Here is a 16,287-nt window from a genome sequence, read left to right as displayed (position 1 = left end):
GACACGTTGGCGGTCCGCATCAGCCGGGTATTGGCGGAGCGGATCATCGCCGGCACCATCGCCCCGGGTTCCCGGCTTCGCCAGGACCACATCGCCGAGGAATTCGGGGCAAGCCATGTCCCGGTGCGGGAGGCGTTCCGCCGGCTGGAAGCGCAGGGGCTGGTGGTCAGCGAACCGCGCCGCGGCGTGCGGGTCGCCTCCTTCACCCTGGCCGAAGTGAAGGAAGTGGCGGAGATGCGGGCGGCGCTGGAGGTCCTGGCCTTGCGCCATGCGGCGCCCAACCTGACCGCCGCCATCCTTGACGAGGCGGAGGACGCGACCGGGGCGGTCGATTCCTCCCGCGACGTCCGCAGTTGGGAGGAAGCCAACCGGCGCTTCCACCGGTTGCTGCTGGCGCCCTGCAACATGCCGCGGCTGCTGGCGACCATCGACGATCTGCATGCGGCCAGCGCCCGCTTCCTGTTCGCCACCTGGCGGTCGGAGTGGGAGGCGCGCACCGACCACGACCATCGCGCGATCCTCGGCGCACTGCGGCGGGGGCAGGTGGATGCCGCCTGCGCCACCCTTGCGCGCCATGTCCAATGGATCGGCCACCGCCCGGTTCCGGTTTCCGGTGGCAAGCTCCGGGACAGCTTCGCCATCGTTGGCTGACGGTTTATCTATAATTCGCTTGCGCCGGAAGCGTGGCTGTGGATTCGTTATAGATAGCCCTGTCGATTATCTATAATTGGAAATTTACAGCATGACCCGTCCATCGATCCTCAGCGAAGCAACCGGTCGCCCGGTCTCCAGGGCAACGATCATTCCCGCAGGCGCCGCCGTTCTGCTCGGCATGTGCCTGATCACGCTGTCGGCAAAGATCCAGGTGCCCTTCTGGCCGACGCCGATGACTTTGCACACGCTGGCCGTCATGGCGATTGCCGTGGCCGCCGGTCCGCGACTTGCCACCGCTACCCTCTTCGCCTATCTGGCCGCCGGGGCGGCCGGACTGCCGGTCTTCTCCGGCACGCCGGAACGCGGGATCGGGCTCGCCTATATGGCGGGACCGACCGGCGGATATCTGGTGGGCTATCTCGCTGCGGGCTGGATCACCGGCACGCTGGCGCAAGGCCGCGGAACCTTCGGCAAGGTCGGGGCGATGTTGGCCGGACTGGCCGCGGTCTATGCGCTGGGCCTCGCGTGGCTGGCCCTCTTCGTTCCAGCCGGCCGCCTCCTCGACCTCGGCTTCACCCCCTTCATCCTGGGCGACCTGACGAAGATCGCGGTGGTCGCCGCCGGCGCGGCCCTACTGCCGGCCAGCTTCCTGCCCGGTTGTCGTCGGGAGGGGGCCGGCTGATGAACCCCACCACCGACATCCAAGGCAAGGCGGAAGCAGTGACGGCGTCCAATGCCGGCCAATCCGTCGCCTGGACCGAGGCCGAGGCGCGCGACCTTTACGACCTACCCCTGCCGGAGCTTCTGTTCCGGGCGCAGACCCTGCACCGCCGGCATTTCGATCCCACCGAGGTCGAAACGGCGACGCTGCTCAGCATCAAGACCGGCGGCTGTCCGGAAGACTGCGGCTATTGCTCGCAGAGCACCCATCACAAGACGGGCGTCAAGGCGACGAAGCTGATGGAGGTCGACAGCGTGCTGGCCGAAGCGCGGAAGGCGCGGGAGGCCGGCGCCACGCGGTTCTGCATGGGGGCCGCGTGGCGCAGCCCGAAGGACCGCGACCTGGACAGTGTCTGCCGGATGATCGAAGGCGTCCGGGCGCTGGGCCTGGAGACCTGCGTGACGCTGGGCATGCTGGCGCCCGATCAGGTCCGGCGGCTGGGCGATGCGGGGCTGGATTACTACAACCACAACATCGACACCTCGCGCGCCCATTATCCCCGGATCGCGACCACCCGGACGATGGACGACCGTCTGGAAACGCTGAGTCTCGTCCGGAAAGGCGGGATCAAGCTGTGCAGCGGCGGCATCGTCGGCATGGGCGAGACGGTGGACGACCGCATCGCCATGCTGGTCATCCTGGCCAACCTGGCCCCGCCGCCGGAAAGCGTGCCGCTGAACATGTGGAATGCCATTCCCGGCACCCCGGTGATGGACAGGGCGGAACCGGCCACGCCTATCGCCTTCGTCCGGCTGGTCGCGCTGGCCCGCCTGCTGATGCCGGCCAGCGTGGTGCGGCTGTCGGCCGGCCGCCATGCCATGAGCGACGAGTGGCAGGCCCTGTGCTTCCTGGCCGGTGCCAATTCGATCTTCACCGGCGACACCCTTCTGACCACCGGCAACCCCCAGCGTGCGCAGGATGCCGCACTGCTGGCGGCGATGGGTATGCGGATGGCGCCGGGACCGGTCAGGTCAAATGCTGCCGTTGCAGGTAATCTTCGCTCTGCATCTCCATCAACCGACTGACCGTGCGCTCGAACTCGAAGGCGTGGGTGCCTTCCGGATAAAGGCGTTCGGGCGGGCCCTCGGCGGCGATGACGACGTTGACCTTGTGCTCGTACAGCGCGTCGATCAGCGTCATGAAGCGCTTGGCCTCGTTGCGCAGCTCGTCCTTCATCGTGGGCACGTGGTTGATCAGGACCGTGTGGAAGTGGGTGGCGATGGCCAGATAGTCGGCCGCCCCCAGCGGCTTGCCGCACAGGTTCCAGAAATCGACCCAGGCCACGCATTTGGCGGCACGGTCGATCTCGACGCGGCGGCCCTGCACCGTCAGGTGGCAGGGCTCGCCAGCCGCACCGCCGGTCAGGTCGGAGAAGGCCTTGGCAAGGGCGGCATCCGATGCGGCGCCCAGCGGGTGGTGGTAGATCGGCACGCCCTTCAGCCGGTCCAGCCGGTAGTCGGTCGGGCCGTCCAGCGACAGGATGTCGAGCTTGTCCTTGAGGAGCGCGATGAAGGGCAGGAACAGCTCGCGCTGGAGCCCGTCCTTGTACAACATGTCCGGCGGCCAGTTGGAGGTCGCCACCACCACCACGCCCAAATCGAACAGGTTGGTGAACAGCCGGCCCAGGATCATCGCATCGACGATGTTGGTGACGTGGAACTCGTCGAAGCAGAGCAGCCACGCCTCGTCGGCGAGCGCGCGGGCCAGTTCGGGCAGCGCCTCGTCCGGGCCGTCTCCCCTGCCCTTGCCGGACTGGCGGTGGTCGTGGATGCGCTGGTGGATCTCCAGCATGAATTCGTGGAAATGGACGCGCCGCTTCTTGTCGACCGGGGCGGTCTCATAGAACAGGTCCATCAGCATCGACTTGCCGCGCCCGACGCTGCCGTAGATGTACAGCCCCTGCGGCGCGGTGGAGGCGATGTCCGGCGGCGGCGGCGTGGCGCGGCGGCGGCCCAGGCCGAACCGTTCCAGCCACCCTCCCCCGGCCGGCCTGTCGTCGCCGGCGGGCTGCGGCTGATAGCCCTTCAGCGCCTGATACAGGCTTTGGAACTTCTCCGCCGCCAGTTCCTGGTCGGGATCGGGGCGAAGCGTGCCGCTGCCGCGGCGGGCGCGGTAGAGCGAAAGCGGTCCGTCGGTCATGGGACTATGGGCAATCCGGCTGCCAAGATGGTCCCTTACCTAGCGGATGGAGCCGCTCCCGGCAACCGCCGACGGGACGGTGACGGGGAATGGCAGGGTGGCGCAAGGCGCGATGTCGGCTCCCAGGACGGGAACACGGCGGCGCGGCATCTGCGCGCATCGGCAATCCCCATGTTTCAGTCCAATTACACTTTCTTTAGGGTGCCGGTTCATCTAGTCAACACGGGCCGTCCGGCCGCAAGCCCCACTGGAAGCCGAAACGCCGATGCCCGTCCCCGGGTCAGCCTCCCCCCCGCTGTCCTGCCCCGCCAATCTGGCGCGGGCGTTGCGCGGCCGCCTGGGATCGGTGCGGTTCCTGATGACCGCGTCCGGCCTTGCCTTCATCCTGGTGGTGAACGCGCTGATCGGCTACGGCATCGTCCAGGGCCGGCGCGAGGCGCTGGATGCCGGCGAGCGCGCCACCCGCGATCTTGCACGCATGCTGGAATCGCAGACGCTGCGGACGGCCTTCGCGGTGGACCAGCTTCTGCGCGACCTGTCCTTCGCACTCGACACGCTTCCCGAGGGCACGCGCCGCGGCAGCACGGCCATCCACGACCATTTGCGCCAGCGGCGCGATTCCTTTGCCGAACTGGCCGATCTGGTGGTGGTCGACAGTGACGGCTTCGCCCTGCATCATTCGGCCGACTTGCCTCTTCCGAAGCTTCCGCTGTCCGACCGCGCCTATTTCACCGGGCCGCTCACGGGGGCCGGAGAGGGGCTGTATGTCGGTGCCGCCATCAACAGCCGGGTGAGGCCCGGCACCCAGGTCATCCCCTTCAGCCGGCGCTGGCTGGACCGGGACGGCGGCTTCCGCGGCGTGATGGTCGCCATGGTCGATCCGACGCGCCTGGCGGCGACGCTGGAATCGCGGGACATCGACCGCAAGGGCAGCGTGTTCCTGGCGCTGGAGGACGGCACCGTCCTGCTGGACCGGCCGCCGGGCCGCAACGGACCGGACCGGCTGACCGACTGGCCGGCGGTGTGGACTGCGCTTGCCGCGCACGACGAGACCACCATCCGCGGCATGGCACCCGGCCCGGGGGCCGGAATCGACAGTCTGGTCAGCGTGCGGCGGGTGCAGGGCTATCCCTTCGTCATCGTGGCGACCCTGCCGGTGGCGGTGGCGCTGGCCGAATGGCGGCGCGACACGGCGGCCTGGACCGCCATCGGCACGGCGATGACGATCGCAATCGCCCTGCTGACCTCCTTCGTCGTCCGCCAGCATGCCCGTCGCGAGGAGGATCAGGCCCGGCTGGCCCGCGCCTCGCGCCGGATCCGCGGCATCCTCGATTCCATGCTGGATGCCGTGGTCACCTTCGACACCGCCGGGCGCATCGTCACCTTCAACCGGGCGGCCGAGATGATGTTCGGCGTGCCGGAGCGCGAGATGATCGGCCAGCCGATCGAGGCGCTGATCCCCGACGCCCGCGGCGGCGCCAACGACCGCGACCTGACCGCCCTGCGCCGCGACGGCCGTGCTTTTCCGGTCGGCTTCACCGTCAGCGATCTGCGCTTGGGCGGCGGCCCCTGCGCCGCGGACTCCTACCCGGCTTCCGTCGGCGCGCTGCGTCCGGACGAACCCCGCATCTATGTCGGCGTCATCCGCGACATGACCCGCCGCAAGCAGCAGGAGGCGGAACTGATCGCCTCGAAGACGCAGGCGGAACTGGCGAACCGGGCGAAGAGCGAGTTCCTGGCCAACATGAGCCACGAGCTGCGCACCCCGCTGAACGCCATCATCGGCTTCGCCGAGGTGCTGGACAGCGAGTTCTTCGGCGCCGTCAACGAACGGCAGAAGTCCTGCATCGCCGACATCCACGACAGCGGCCGCCATCTGCTCGACATCGTCAACGCCGTGCTGGACATGTCGAAGCTGGAATCCGGCCAGTTCGAGCTGTGCGAAGAGGCGGTCGAGGCGCATGAGGCGGTCGGGCAATGCCTGATGATGGTGCGCGACCGCGCCGCCGCCGGCGCGGTCGCCATCCACAACGAGGCGACCGCCGCCGTCGCCACCCTGTGGGTCGACCGCCGGGCCTTCAAGCAGGTGATCCTGAACCTGCTGTCCAACGCCGTGAAGTTCACGCCCAACGGCGGAAGCATCACCATCACCGCCGGGCTGGACGAGGATGGCGGCTTCGCGTTGACGGTGGCCGATACCGGGATCGGCATCCCGCCCGACTTCATGGCCGACCTGTTCCAGCCCTTCCGTCAGGCGGAGAATGCCGCGAACCGCAGGTACGAGGGCACCGGGCTGGGCCTGTCGATCTCGAAGAACTTCATCGACCTGCATGGCGGAACGCTGACCTGCCGCAGCGCGCCGGGGGCCGGGACCGCGATGACGGTGCGGCTGCCGGTGGAACGGGTGGTGGATCGTCCCATGAAAATGGGCAGCCACGCCGCGCCTGCGGCCTGAGACCGCCTCAGCGAATCCGCGTTGCGGTGAAACGGCGGGGCGGGTTGACGAAGTCGTCCTGGGCGGCAATCAGCTGAAGCTCCCGCGTGCCGATGCGCTTGGTCGCCTCGAAGATGGCGAAGATCGCCGCCGCCGCCTTTTCCAGCGCGTCGGCCGGGTGGAAGGCGGTCAGGTAATGGGCGAGGAACAGCGCCGCCACCGCGTCGCCCGACCCGTTGGGCGGCGGGTCGAAGGTCAGGCGCGGCGTGGACACCAGCCAGGAGCCGTCGGCGCCGTCCGCCAGCATCTCGATGCTGTCGGGATCGGCATCGCTGCGGGTCAGGCTGGTGACCAGCACCAGCCGTGGCCCGCGCGCACGCAACGCAGCGGTGGCGGCGAGCGCGTCGTCCAGCGTTTCCACCTTGCGGCCGGTCAGATACTCCAGTTCGAACTGGTTCGGCGTCATCAGGTCGGCGGCCGGCACCGCATGGTCGCGGATGAATTCCGGCAGGCCGGGCCGCACGAAGAAGCCGCGGCCGACATCGCCCATCACCGGATCGCAGCAATAGATCGCATTCGGATTGACGCCCTTCACCCGCGCCGCGGTCTCCACGATCACCTGCCCCAGTTCGACGGCGCCCATATAGCCGGACAGCACCGCGTCCTGAGCCGGCAGCACGCCGCGGGCGGCGATGCCGTCGACGATGTCGGCGATATGCTCCGCCGTGAAGACCTGTCCGGTCCAGGCGCCATAGCCGGTGTGGTTGGAGAACTGGACGGTGTTCACCGCCGTGGCGTCGATCCCCAACCGCTGCAGCGGAAACACCGCGGCCCGGTTGCCGACATAGCCATAGGCGACGTGCGATTGGATGGTGAGGACGCTTTTCATGCGGGAAAGCGTAAGCGACCGTCCGCCGGGCGTAAAGCCGCCGACTCCGGGACGATGGCCGGGGCTTGCGGCATGGCTGCCATGCGCCGGCCCGTGCGGGCACTGTGACGGCCTGGCCCATGGACAGGGCGGCGCCCCGCGGCTAAAGCTGCCGTCTCCAACCATCCGCATTTCCGGGAAACCGTCATGGCCACGACCGTCCGCCCCCGCCGCAGCGTGCTCTACATGCCGGGTTCGAACGCCCGCGCCCTGGAGAAGGGACGCAGCCTGCCCGCCGACGGGCTGATCCTCGACTTGGAGGATGCGGTCGCCCCCGACGCCAAGGCGATGGCGCGCGACACCATCGCGGCCGCGCTGTCGGCCGGTGGCTATGGCGGGCGGGAACTGATCGTCCGCGTCAACGGCCTGAACACCCCCTGGGGCTATGACGATCTGCGCATGGCCGCGGCCAGCGGCGCCGATGCCGTGCTGCTGCCGAAGGTGGAGAGCGCCGACGCGGTGCGGCAGGCCGAGGCGGTGCTGCGCGCCGCAGGCGCACCGGCCGGCCAGACCATCTGGTGCATGATGGAGACGCCGCTGGGCATCCTGAACGCCAAGGAGATCGCCGGGGCCTCCCCCGCCGTCGGCGCGCTGGTGCTCGGAACCTCCGACCTTGCCAAGGACCTGCACGCCGCCCACACGGCGCAGCGGCTGCCGATGATCACCAGCCTGGGGCTGTGCCTGCTGGCGGCACGGGCCTATGGGCTGGCGGTGCTGGACGGCGTGCATCTGGACCTGAACGACGAGGAGTGCTTCGCCGCCTCCTGCCTCCAAGGGCGCGAGCTGGGCTTCGACGGCAAGACGCTGATCCATCCCAAGACGATTGCCGCCTGCAACGCCGCCTTCGCCCCGGATGACGAGGAGATCGCCCAGGCCCACCGCATCATCGCCGCCCACGCGGAGGCAGCCGCCGCCGGCAAGGGCGTGGTTCTGGTCGACGGCAAGCTGGTGGAGAACCTGCATGTCGAGAACGCCCGGAGGCTGGTGACCCTGGCCGAAGCGATCGCCAAGCTGCAAGCCCCAGGATGAGCAACGGGGGTGATCAGCGAAATGAGCAACGGTCGCGACGAGACCGTTCCCAAAACGAAATGATCGCCGCACCGACAATTCCGGTTGGAGAATTTATCGGTGATTTGGAACCAACCCCCCGGCTGTCCGGTTGTCAAGTCAACAAGGCACAGTCGGAGGTTGGTTATGGCCTCGAAAGAGAGCAATCGCACGTCGGGCCGCGGCTTTGCGTCGATGGACCCTGATCGGCAACGCCAAATCGCCAGCAAGGGCGGCGAAAGCGTGCCGGCCGACAAACGTAGCTTTTCAAAGAACCCGGAACTCGCGGCGGAAGCCGGGCGCAAGGGTGGGCGCAGTGTCCCCGCCTCCTCGCGCAGCTTCTCCAAGAACCCCTCGCTGGCGGCGGAAGCCGGCCGCAAGGGTGGACAGGCGAGCCATGGCGGACGGTCGGCCGACCGTCCGGCAGGCGGCGACTGACGCGGCGACCGACCGGGGCGATTGAAACGCTATGGATCGTGCAGACGAAAAAGCCCCCGTCCTTGCGGACGGGGGCTTTTTCTTAAGGCACTACCGAATGGGAGATCAGGACGCCAGCTTGTCCAGCTCGCGCAGGATCGAATCGCCCATGACGGTGGTGGAGCAGCGCGCCATGCCCGGGGCCATGATGTCGGCCGTGCGCATGCCGCCGCCCAGCACGTTCTGAATGGCCCGCTCGATCAGCTTGGCGTCCTCGTCCAGGTTGAACGAGTAGCGCAGGCACATCGCGAAGGACAGCAGGGTGGCGCAGGGATTGGCCAGATCGCGGCCGGCGATGTCCGGGGCGGAGCCGTGCACCGGCTCGTACAGCGCCTTGCGGTTGCCGTTGGCATCCGGGGCGCCCAGCGAGGCCGACGGCAGCATGCCGAGCGAGCCGGTCATCATCGCCGCCTCGTCCGACAGGATGTCGCCGAACAGGTTGTCGGTGACGATCACGTCGAACTGCTTCGGGTTCTTCAGCAGCTGCATGGCGCCGTTGTCGGCGTACATGTGGCTCAGCTCGACGTCCTGGAACTCTTCCTGGTGCAGCTTGGTCACTTCCTGCCGCCACAGCAGGCCGGATTCCATGACGTTCGCCTTTTCCATCGAGCAGAGCTTGTTGCCGCGCTTGCGGGCCAGCTCGAACGCGACGCGGGCGACGCGGCGGATTTCCGACGTGGTGTAGACCTGGGTGTTGACGCCGCGGCGCTCGCCGTTGCCGATGTCGGTGATGCCGCGCGGCTCACCGAAATAGACGCCGCCGGTCAGCTCGCGAACGATCAGGATGTCCAGGCCGCGGATGACGTCGGCCTTGAGGGTCGAGGCGTCGACCAGCGCGTCGAACACCACGGCCGGGCGGAGGTTGGCGAACAGGCCCAGTTCCTTGCGCAGGGTCAGCAGGCCGGCTTCCGGACGCTTGGTGTAGTCGCTGGGGTTGTCCCACTTCGGGCCGCCGACGGCGCCCAGCATCACCGCGTCCACCGCCAGCGCCTCGGCCAGCGTGGCGTCGGACAGCGGAACGCCGTGGGCCTCGATGGCCGCGCCGCCGACCAGGCCTTCGGACACGTCGAAGGTGATCTTGCGCTTGCGGTCCATCCAGTCGATGACCCGGCGAACCTGGCGCATCACCTCCGGGCCGATACCGTCACCGGGGAGGAACAGAAGCTTCTTATTGGCGGCCATGGCGGGCGCACTCCCAAATATCAGACGTCAAGAAGACAGAAGTTGAGGAGATCGGGGGAGGATGGAGGCGGTCAGCCCCACATCCACGGCTGGCCGGCGCGCTGCTTGCCCTCGTACCCGTCGATATGGGCCGCCTGCTGCAGCGTCAGGCCGATATCGTCCAGGCCGTTCAGCAGGCAATGCTTGCGGAAGGGGTCCAGCTCGAAGGAGATGGTGCCGCCGTCCGGGCCGGTGATGGTCTGCTTCTCAAGGTCGACCGAGATGACGGCGTTCGACCCGCGCGACGCGTCGTCGAGCAGCAGGTCCACCTGCTCCTTCGGCAACTTGATCGGCAGGATGCCGTTCTTGAAACAGTTGTTGTAGAAGATGTCGGCGAAGCTGGGGGCGATGATGCAGCGGATCCCGAAGTCGGCCAGCGCCCACGGCGCATGCTCACGCGAGGAGCCGCAGCCGAAATTGTCGCCGGAAACCAGGATGCTGGCCTTGCGGTAGGCCGGCTTGTTCAGGACGAAGTCCGGGATCTCCTGCCCGTCGGGGGTGTAACGCATCTCGTCGAACAGATGCTTGCCAAGCCCCGTCCGCTTGATGGTCTTCAGGAACTGCTTCGGGATGATCATGTCGGTATCGACATTGATCATCGGCAGCGGCGCCGCAACGCCGGTGAGAACCGTGAACTTTTCCATCGCCAGAAATCCTGTCGCGCAAGAAGGCGCAAGCGTGCGCATGCAGAGCGTGGTGAATAGCAGACCGAACAAGCCATTGCCAGAGGAAGCTTGCCCTTTTCCCGGCACGCAATGAGCGAACAGGCATGCGCGAATGCACTGCCGCGCATCTTTGTTGCGCGATTGGCCGCGCATCGTCGCGGTCCGGCCCGATTGCCGGCTCCGAAACGCCGCGCCGGAACCGGCATTCCCCTTGCGGAGAGCGCGACCGCCACCTAAGGACAATACCGCGCAACAGCAAGGTTGTCCCATTCCGATGCCGATAGCCGCCTCCCGCGAAGACCGCCCGTCAGACCGCCCATCGGATGGCCCACTGGATCGCCGCGCCCGCCTGATCGGCATCGCCTTCCTACTGCTGGCCCCGCCGGCCTATGGTCTGCTGACGCTGGCCTTCGGCATGGACGCGAACTGGGACCTGCGGAATTACCATTGGTACAACGGCTATGCGATGCTGACCGGGCGGATCGGACGCGATCTGCTCGCGGCGCAGATGCCGAGCTTCTACAGCCCCTTCCTCGACGTGCCCTTCTACTGGCTGGCCACCCACCTGCCGGCAAGGGTGGCCGGCTTCCTGTGGGGGACGCTGCAGGGGATCAACCTGTCGCTGCTGTATCTGCTGGCATCATTTTGCCTGCGGAACGTTCCGGATCTGAAACGGACGTTGGTTGCCATGGCGCTGGCGGTGATGGGCGGGCTGGGCGGTGGGACGCTGGGGCTGATCGGTACCACCTTTCAGGACAATGTGGTCAGCCTGGGCGTTCTGGGCGCGGCAGCGGTCGTCGCCGCCAGCCTTCCCGGCATCCTGGACGGACGGCCGCTGCCCAGCTTCGCCCGCGTCGCGGCGGCCGGTCTGCTGGCCGGGGCGGCGATGGGGCTGAAGAATCCGACGGTGATCTATGCGGTCGGGCTGTGCCTGGGCTTCCTGGCCCTGCCGGCGCGACCGTGGCGGCGGCTGTGGCTGGCCTTCTTCTTCGGCATCGGCGTGCTGGTGGGGTTGGCGCTGGGCGGCGGCGTGTGGATGGCGCATCTGTGGCACGATTACGGGAATCCGGTCTTCCCGCACATGAACCACATCTTCCGGTCGCCCTTCGCCGCCCTCTCCGACTACGTCAATGTCGGCTTCTTCCCGCCCGGCCTGTGGCAGCGGCTGTTCTTCCCCTTCGTCTTCACCGTCCACCCCCTGACGGTGGGCGAGGTGCCGTGGTTCGACCTGCGGGTACTGGCGCTGTTCGTTCTGGTACCGGTCGGGTTCGTCTGCGCGGTTGCCGGCCGATCGATGGGGAAGCGGAATGATTGGCTGACCGAGGGACCGGCGACGCGGTTCCTGCTGACGGCGCTGAGCGTCACCTACGCGCTGTGGGTGGTGATGTTCTGCATCTACCGCTATCTGGTGCCGCTGGAGATGCTGGCGCCGCTGGGGCTGGCGATGGCGGTCGGGCTGCTGCCGCTGGCGCGCCGGCTGCGCATCGGGCTGGCGGTGGCGCTGCTGGCGCTGGTGCAGGTGACGGTGCAGCCGGCCGATTGGGGGCGGGTCGCCTGGGCGGACAAATGGGTGACGGCGGAGGTGCCTCCCATCGAGGATGCGGACGACACCATGGTGCTGATGGCCGGTTATTGGGCCATCTCCCACGTCATGCCGTCCTTCCCGCCGCGCATCACCTTCGTGCGCATCCAATCGAACTTCCTGCAGCCGGATTCGGTCGGCAACGGCTATCTCGCCATCATGAAGGACAAGGTTGCGTCCCACCACGGCCCCTTCCTGATGCTGAGCACCATCCCCGACACGGCCGGCGCGGCGAAGGCGGCGGAGTTGCTCGGCCTGCGGCTCGACCCACAGCGCTGCCGTCCGATTCCCAACAATTTGGGCGAGACGCTGAACCTCTGCGCCGTTGACCGGGCGGGCGGGAATCGGGAGACAGTGGAATAATCGGCGGGTTTGTGCTGTTTATCGCCGCTGACAGCCGTGCCTGTCCCGTCCCCAGCCAGAAGCCAGCGCCATGACCGTATCGACCCTCGACCGTCCTGCCGACCGCCCCGCCCTCCCCCCGGCCGCCGACGCTTCCGGAGCGCAGACGGCGGCTGTGCAGGCCGGCCCGGCCCCCACCGTCGCGGTGCTGATCCCCTGCTACAACGAGGAGGCGGCGATCGGCAAGGTGGTGCAGGACTTCCGCGCCGCCCTGCCCGACGCCATCGTCTATGTCTACGACAACAACTCGAAGGATCGGACGGTGGAGGTCGCGCGCGCCGCCGGGGCCGTCGTCCGGCGCGAGCCGCTGCAGGGCAAGGGCAACGTCATGCGCCGCATGTTCGCCGACATCGAGGCGGACGTGTATGTGCTGGTCGACGGCGACGACACCTATCACGCCCCCAGCGCCCCGGAACTGGTCAAGCGCTTGTGGGACGAGCAGCTGGACATGGTCAACGGCGCGCGGGTGACGGAGATCGTCGCCGCCTATCGTCCCGGTCACCGCTTCGGCAACCTCGTGCTGACCGGCATGGTCGCCAAGATCTTCGGCAGCCGCATCGGCGACATGCTGTCGGGCTACCGGGTGTTCTCCCGCCGCTTCGTGAAGTCGTTCCCGGCGCTGGCCAGCGGTTTCGAAACCGAAACGGAGCTGACCGTCCATGCGCTGGAGCTGCGCATGCCGATCGCCGAGGTGAAGACCCCCTACAAGGACCGTCCGCCCGGATCGCACAGCAAGCTGAACACCATCCGCGACGGCATCCGCATCCTGCGCACCATCATCATCCTGGTGAAGGAGGAGCGGCCGCTGCCCTTCTTCTCCGCCGCCTTCGGGCTGCTGGCCCTGCTGTCGATGATCCTGGGCGTGCCGGTGATCGCGACCTATTTCGAGACCGGGCTGGTCCCGCGTTTCCCCACCGCCCTGCTCGCGACCGGGTTGATGCTGCTGGCCTTCCTCAGCCTGACCTGCGGCCTGATCCTGGACACCGTCACCCATGGCCGCCGCGAGGCCAAGCGCATGAGCTACCTGTCGCTGCGCGCCCCGGGCAACCACCCGCCGCTGGCCGGCGCGCGCGGGGACGAGCGCCGGTGATGGCATCGGTCGCAAGCCTGCTTGACAGCCGGCTCGGCCGGCTGGGCGTGCAGTTCACCAAGTTCGGCGTCGTCGGCGTCGTCGGGCTGGTGGTGGACACGATCGTGCTCTACGCCGGCCTGGCGCTGGGGCTGCAGTTCTTCGCCGCCCGCGTGCCGTCCTTCTTCGCGGCGGCGACCGCCACCTGGGCGTTGAACCGCGCCTTCACCTTCCGTGGCGCCGTGAGCGAGCCGCTGCACCGCCAGTGGGCCAAGTTCATCGCCGCCAACGCCATCGGCGGCGTGGTGAATTACGGCGTGTCGGTGGGATTGGAATCGAGCGTGCAGATGGTCGCCGAGCACCCGTTCCTGGCGGTGGCCGCCGGGTCGATCGCCGGCATGTTCTTCAACTTCGCCGCGTCGAAGCATCTGGTGTTCAAGGGGGCATAACGGGGGGCCCGGCCATCTGGAGGCGCCCGCGAATCTGCGTTGCGCGGCGCCTTATGGACTTATGCCCGCGGCTCGCCATATAACGGCGGCCATGACCCGCGAATTCCTGAAGATGCACGGCCTCGGCAACGACTTCGTCGTGATCGACGCCCGTTCCGAACCCTACCGCCCCTCAGGCGCGGAGGTGCGCGCCATCGCCGACCGCAAGACCGGCGTGGGATGCGACCAGTTCATCATTCTGGAACGCACGGACGCACCGGGGGCCGACGCCTTCATGCGCATCCACAACGCGGACGGTAGCGAAGCGGCGGCCTGCGGCAATGCGTCGCGCTGCGTCGGCTGGCTGCTGATGGAGGAGAGCGGGCGCGACCGCGCCAGCTTCCAGACCGCCGCGGGTCTGCTGCACGCCTATCGCGCCGACAACGGCCGCATCACGGTCGACATGGGTCCGCCCCGCTTGGATTGGAGCGCCATCCCGCTGGCCGCCCCCACCGACACGCTGCGGGTCGAATCGGTGGAGCATGGCGGCTTCGCGGCTCCGGTCGCGGTCAACATGGGCAACCCGCACGCCGTTTTCTTCGTCGACGATGCCGAGGCGGTGCCGCTGGCCGAGGTCGGCCCGGTGTTCGAGAACCACCCGAGCTTCCCGGAGCGCTCCAACATCGAGTTCGCTCAGGTCCTGTCGCCCAGCGCCATCCGGATGCGGGTGTGGGAGCGCGGCGCCGGCATCACCCAGGCCTGCGGCACCGGCGCCTGCGCCACGCTGGTGGCCGCCGCCCGCCGCGGCCTGACCGGGCGCAAGGCCGACATCCTGCTGGACGGCGGCACCCTGACAATCGAGTGGACCGAAGACGACCGCGTCCTGATGACCGGCCCGGTGGCGCTCGCCTTCAGTGGCCGACTTTCGGCCGAGCTTTACGCCCTCCAGGACTGAGCAATGCTGAAGGATATTGTCGCCGCCAAGCCGCTCGACGGCTACCGCCTGCACCTCCGATTCGAGGATGGTGCGGAGGGGAATGTCGACGTGTCCGCCCTGGTTCCTTTCACCGGAGTGTTTGCCGTGCTGCGCGAACCGGAAACCTTCGCCGCGGTTCGCGTCGACCCGGAGCTTGGGACTGTGGTCTGGCCGAACGGGGCCGATCTTGATCCCGCCGTTCTCTATTCTTCGATAACCGGCGCCCCCTTGCCCGGTATGGGAGGGGCTCAGCATGCCCGATGATGTCGTCCTGAAGACCGATGGCCCCGAGATCGTCACCTTCGGCTGCCGCCTCAACACCTACGAGTCCGAGGTGATGCGCAACCATGCCCGTAGCGCCGGGCTGGACGACGTGGTGATCGTCAACACCTGCGCCGTCACCTCGGAAGCCGAGCGGCAGGCGCGGCAGACCATCCGCAAGCTGCGGCGCGAGCGGCCGGACGCCCGCATCGTCGTTACCGGCTGTGCCGCGCAGATCGACCCGCAGCGCTTCGCCGCGATGCCGGAGGTCGATCAGGTGCTGGGCAACCAGGAAAAGCTTCAGCCGGAAAGCTGGGGCCTGCCGCCGGCCGAGAAGGTTCTGGTCAACGACATCATGTCGGTGAAGGAGACCGCCGGTCACCTGATCGGCGGGTTCGAGGACCGCGCCCGCGCCTTCGTTCAGGTTCAGCAGGGCTGCGACCACCGCTGCACCTTCTGCATCATCCCCTATGGCCGCGGTCCGTCGCGCTCCGTCCCGATCGGCGGCATCGTCGAACAGGTCCAGGCGCTGGTAAAGGCCGGCTACAACGAGGTTGTGCTGTCCGGCGTCGACATCACCAGCTACGGCCCCGACCTGCCGGGTTCGCCGTCGCTGGGGCAGATGGTGCGCCGGCTGCTGGCTTTGGTGCCGGAACTGCCGCGGCTGCGCCTGTCCTCCATCGACTGCATCGAGATGGACGACGACCTCTGGCGCCTGATCGAGAACGAGCCGCGCCTGATGCCGCACCTGCACCTGTCGCTCCAGGCCGGCGACGACATGGTGCTGAAGCGGATGAAGCGCCGCCATGGCCGCGCCGATTCCATCGCGTTTTGCGAGCGGGTGCGCTCGATCCGGCCCGACGTGGTGTTCGGCGCCGACTTCATCGCCGGTTTCCCGACGGAGACCGAGGAGATGTTCCAGAACACCATGCGGCTGGTGGAGGAGTGCGGCCTGACCTGGCTGCATGTCTTCCCCTACAGCCCGCGCCCCGGCACGCCGGCCGCCCGCATGCCGCAGGTCGACGGCGCCGTCCGCAAGGAGCGCGCCGCCCGCCTGCGCGCCGTCGGCGAAGCGGCGGAGGCCCGCACGCTGGCGAGCCTCGTCGGCCGCACCGCCACGGTGCTGGTCGAGAAGGACGACCTGGGCCGCACCGAGCATTTCGCCGCGATCCGCCTGGGTCAAACCTTCGCGCCCGGCTCGCTGGTGCCCGCCGCCATCACCGGCATCAAGGACGGCGTGCTGACCGGCACCCCGCTCTGACCTCTCTTATAGTGGACACTCC

At 68.2% G+C, this 16,287-nt stretch carries 16 protein-coding genes; 12 read left to right on the top strand and 4 right to left on the bottom strand.

Annotated features, from left to right (window positions below; all coding sequences use genetic code 11):
- The first annotated feature begins 6 nt into the window (after nt 1-6).
- From ACCD06_RS07370 to bioB, 3 genes are all read left to right on the top strand, one after another.
- Nucleotides 7-651, top strand: coding sequence for a GntR family transcriptional regulator (locus ACCD06_RS07370; protein WP_247882706.1), 645 nt, complete (start codon nt 7-9; stop codon nt 649-651).
- A gap of 91 nt (nt 652-742) precedes the next feature.
- A complete protein-coding gene (locus ACCD06_RS07365) occupies nt 743-1,336 on the top strand; it encodes a biotin transporter BioY (protein WP_413339802.1) in 594 nt (197 codons plus the stop codon).
- A complete protein-coding gene (bioB, locus tag ACCD06_RS07360) occupies nt 1,336-2,400 on the top strand; it encodes a biotin synthase BioB (RefSeq protein WP_413339800.1) in 1,065 nt (354 codons plus the stop codon). The genes ACCD06_RS07365 and bioB overlap by 1 nt, the downstream gene beginning before the upstream one ends.
- Here bioB and zapE read toward each other — a convergent pair.
- Nucleotides 2,342-3,514: a cell division protein ZapE gene (zapE, locus tag ACCD06_RS07355; RefSeq protein ID WP_109075243.1), complete on the bottom strand. Its 1,173-nt coding sequence runs from the start codon at nt 3,512-3,514 to the stop codon at nt 2,342-2,344. The two genes, bioB and zapE, sit on opposite strands and share 59 nt — an antisense overlap.
- Before the next feature lie 265 nt (nt 3,515-3,779).
- Between zapE and ACCD06_RS07350 the strand changes: the two genes are divergently transcribed.
- Complete coding sequence (locus ACCD06_RS07350) at nt 3,780-5,969, top strand: ATP-binding protein (RefSeq protein ID WP_413339797.1); 2,190 nt, start codon at nt 3,780-3,782, stop codon at nt 5,967-5,969.
- Nucleotides 5,970-5,976: 7 nt separating this feature from the next.
- Here ACCD06_RS07350 and pdxY read toward each other — a convergent pair whose 3' ends face one another.
- Nucleotides 5,977-6,837, bottom strand: a complete 861-nt coding sequence (pdxY, locus tag ACCD06_RS07345) for a pyridoxal kinase PdxY (RefSeq protein WP_413339795.1) — start codon at nt 6,835-6,837, stop codon at nt 5,977-5,979.
- Nucleotides 6,838-7,023: 186 nt separating this feature from the next.
- On the opposite strand from pdxY, the gene ACCD06_RS07340 reads away from it, so the two are divergent.
- Together ACCD06_RS07340 and ACCD06_RS07335 are read left to right on the top strand one after the other, a co-directional pair.
- On the top strand, nt 7,024-7,905 hold the full coding sequence (locus tag ACCD06_RS07340; RefSeq protein WP_413339793.1) for an HpcH/HpaI aldolase/citrate lyase family protein: 882 nt from the start codon (nt 7,024-7,026) through the stop codon (nt 7,903-7,905).
- A gap of 165 nt (nt 7,906-8,070) precedes the next feature.
- Nucleotides 8,071-8,361, top strand: a complete 291-nt coding sequence (locus ACCD06_RS07335; RefSeq protein WP_085088553.1) for a general stress protein — start codon at nt 8,071-8,073, stop codon at nt 8,359-8,361.
- Between the two features lie 105 nt (nt 8,362-8,466).
- Here the strand turns inward: ACCD06_RS07335 and leuB are convergent, their stop codons facing one another.
- Complete coding sequence (leuB, locus tag ACCD06_RS07330; RefSeq protein ID WP_109075247.1) at nt 8,467-9,582, bottom strand: 3-isopropylmalate dehydrogenase; 1,116 nt, start codon at nt 9,580-9,582, stop codon at nt 8,467-8,469.
- A gap of 71 nt (nt 9,583-9,653) precedes the next feature.
- Complete coding sequence (gene leuD, locus ACCD06_RS07325; RefSeq protein ID WP_109075248.1) at nt 9,654-10,265, bottom strand: 3-isopropylmalate dehydratase small subunit; 612 nt, start codon at nt 10,263-10,265, stop codon at nt 9,654-9,656.
- Between the two features lie 295 nt (nt 10,266-10,560).
- Between leuD and ACCD06_RS07320 the strand changes: the two genes are divergently transcribed.
- From ACCD06_RS07320 to mtaB, 6 genes are all read left to right on the top strand, one after another.
- Entirely contained in the window at nt 10,561-12,231 is a 1,671-nt protein-coding gene (locus tag ACCD06_RS07320; protein WP_413339790.1) for a hypothetical protein, read from the top strand.
- Nucleotides 12,232-12,301: 70 nt separating this feature from the next.
- A complete protein-coding gene (locus ACCD06_RS07315) occupies nt 12,302-13,360 on the top strand; it encodes a glycosyltransferase family 2 protein (RefSeq protein WP_136705307.1) in 1,059 nt (352 codons plus the stop codon).
- Nucleotides 13,360-13,788, top strand: coding sequence for a GtrA family protein (locus ACCD06_RS07310; protein WP_109075251.1), 429 nt, complete (start codon nt 13,360-13,362; stop codon nt 13,786-13,788). The genes ACCD06_RS07315 and ACCD06_RS07310 overlap by 1 nt, the downstream gene beginning before the upstream one ends.
- A gap of 91 nt (nt 13,789-13,879) precedes the next feature.
- Nucleotides 13,880-14,722, top strand: a complete 843-nt coding sequence (dapF, locus tag ACCD06_RS07305) for a diaminopimelate epimerase (RefSeq protein ID WP_413339788.1) — start codon at nt 13,880-13,882, stop codon at nt 14,720-14,722.
- A 3-nt stretch (nt 14,723-14,725) separates the two neighbouring features.
- The gene (locus ACCD06_RS07300) at nt 14,726-15,007 is read left to right on the top strand and encodes a DUF2442 domain-containing protein (protein WP_413339786.1); all 282 of its coding nucleotides are present in this window, start codon (nt 14,726-14,728) and stop codon (nt 15,005-15,007) included.
- Nucleotides 14,997-16,265 carry a tRNA (N(6)-L-threonylcarbamoyladenosine(37)-C(2))-methylthiotransferase MtaB gene (gene mtaB / locus ACCD06_RS07295; RefSeq protein ID WP_109075255.1) on the top strand — a complete coding sequence of 423 codons (1,269 nt, stop codon included), beginning with the start codon at nt 14,997-14,999 and terminating at the stop codon, nt 16,263-16,265. Before ACCD06_RS07300 ends, mtaB begins: the two co-directional genes overlap by 11 nt.
- The last annotated feature ends 22 nt before the right edge of the window (nt 16,266-16,287 follow it).

This window comes from Azospirillum sp. CT11-132, assembly GCF_047302835.1.
In the GTDB taxonomy this organism is placed as follows: Bacteria; Pseudomonadota; Alphaproteobacteria; order Azospirillales; family Azospirillaceae; genus Azospirillum.
Note: the sequence above shows the minus strand (reverse complement) of the source record. Positions and strands in the feature narration are given on the sequence as shown.

What these genes read in the sequence shown, in the direction of transcription:
- ACCD06_RS07310 (WP_109075251.1), top strand. Translation starts at nt 13,360, where the DNA reads ATGGCATCGGTCGCAAGCCTGCTTGACAGCCGGCTCGGCCGGCTGGGC.
- leuD (WP_109075248.1), bottom strand. Translation starts at nt 10,265, where the DNA reads ATGGAAAAGTTCACGGTTCTCACCGGCGTTGCGGCGCCGCTGCCGATG.
- ACCD06_RS07320 (WP_413339790.1), top strand. Translation starts at nt 10,561, where the DNA reads ATGCCGATAGCCGCCTCCCGCGAAGACCGCCCGTCAGACCGCCCATCG.
- ACCD06_RS07365 (WP_413339802.1), top strand. Translation starts at nt 743, where the DNA reads ATGACCCGTCCATCGATCCTCAGCGAAGCAACCGGTCGCCCGGTCTCC.
- ACCD06_RS07300 (WP_413339786.1), top strand. Translation starts at nt 14,726, where the DNA reads ATGCTGAAGGATATTGTCGCCGCCAAGCCGCTCGACGGCTACCGCCTG.
- ACCD06_RS07315 (WP_136705307.1), top strand. Translation starts at nt 12,302, where the DNA reads ATGACCGTATCGACCCTCGACCGTCCTGCCGACCGCCCCGCCCTCCCC.
- bioB (WP_413339800.1), top strand. Translation starts at nt 1,336, where the DNA reads ATGAACCCCACCACCGACATCCAAGGCAAGGCGGAAGCAGTGACGGCG.
- pdxY (WP_413339795.1), bottom strand. Translation starts at nt 6,837, where the DNA reads ATGAAAAGCGTCCTCACCATCCAATCGCACGTCGCCTATGGCTATGTC.
- dapF (WP_413339788.1), top strand. Translation starts at nt 13,880, where the DNA reads ATGACCCGCGAATTCCTGAAGATGCACGGCCTCGGCAACGACTTCGTC.
- zapE (WP_109075243.1), bottom strand. Translation starts at nt 3,514, where the DNA reads ATGACCGACGGACCGCTTTCGCTCTACCGCGCCCGCCGCGGCAGCGGC.
- mtaB (WP_109075255.1), top strand. Translation starts at nt 14,997, where the DNA reads ATGCCCGATGATGTCGTCCTGAAGACCGATGGCCCCGAGATCGTCACC.
- leuB (WP_109075247.1), bottom strand. Translation starts at nt 9,582, where the DNA reads ATGGCCGCCAATAAGAAGCTTCTGTTCCTCCCCGGTGACGGTATCGGC.
- ACCD06_RS07340 (WP_413339793.1), top strand. Translation starts at nt 7,024, where the DNA reads ATGGCCACGACCGTCCGCCCCCGCCGCAGCGTGCTCTACATGCCGGGT.
- ACCD06_RS07350 (WP_413339797.1), top strand. Translation starts at nt 3,780, where the DNA reads ATGCCCGTCCCCGGGTCAGCCTCCCCCCCGCTGTCCTGCCCCGCCAAT.
- ACCD06_RS07335 (WP_085088553.1), top strand. Translation starts at nt 8,071, where the DNA reads ATGGCCTCGAAAGAGAGCAATCGCACGTCGGGCCGCGGCTTTGCGTCG.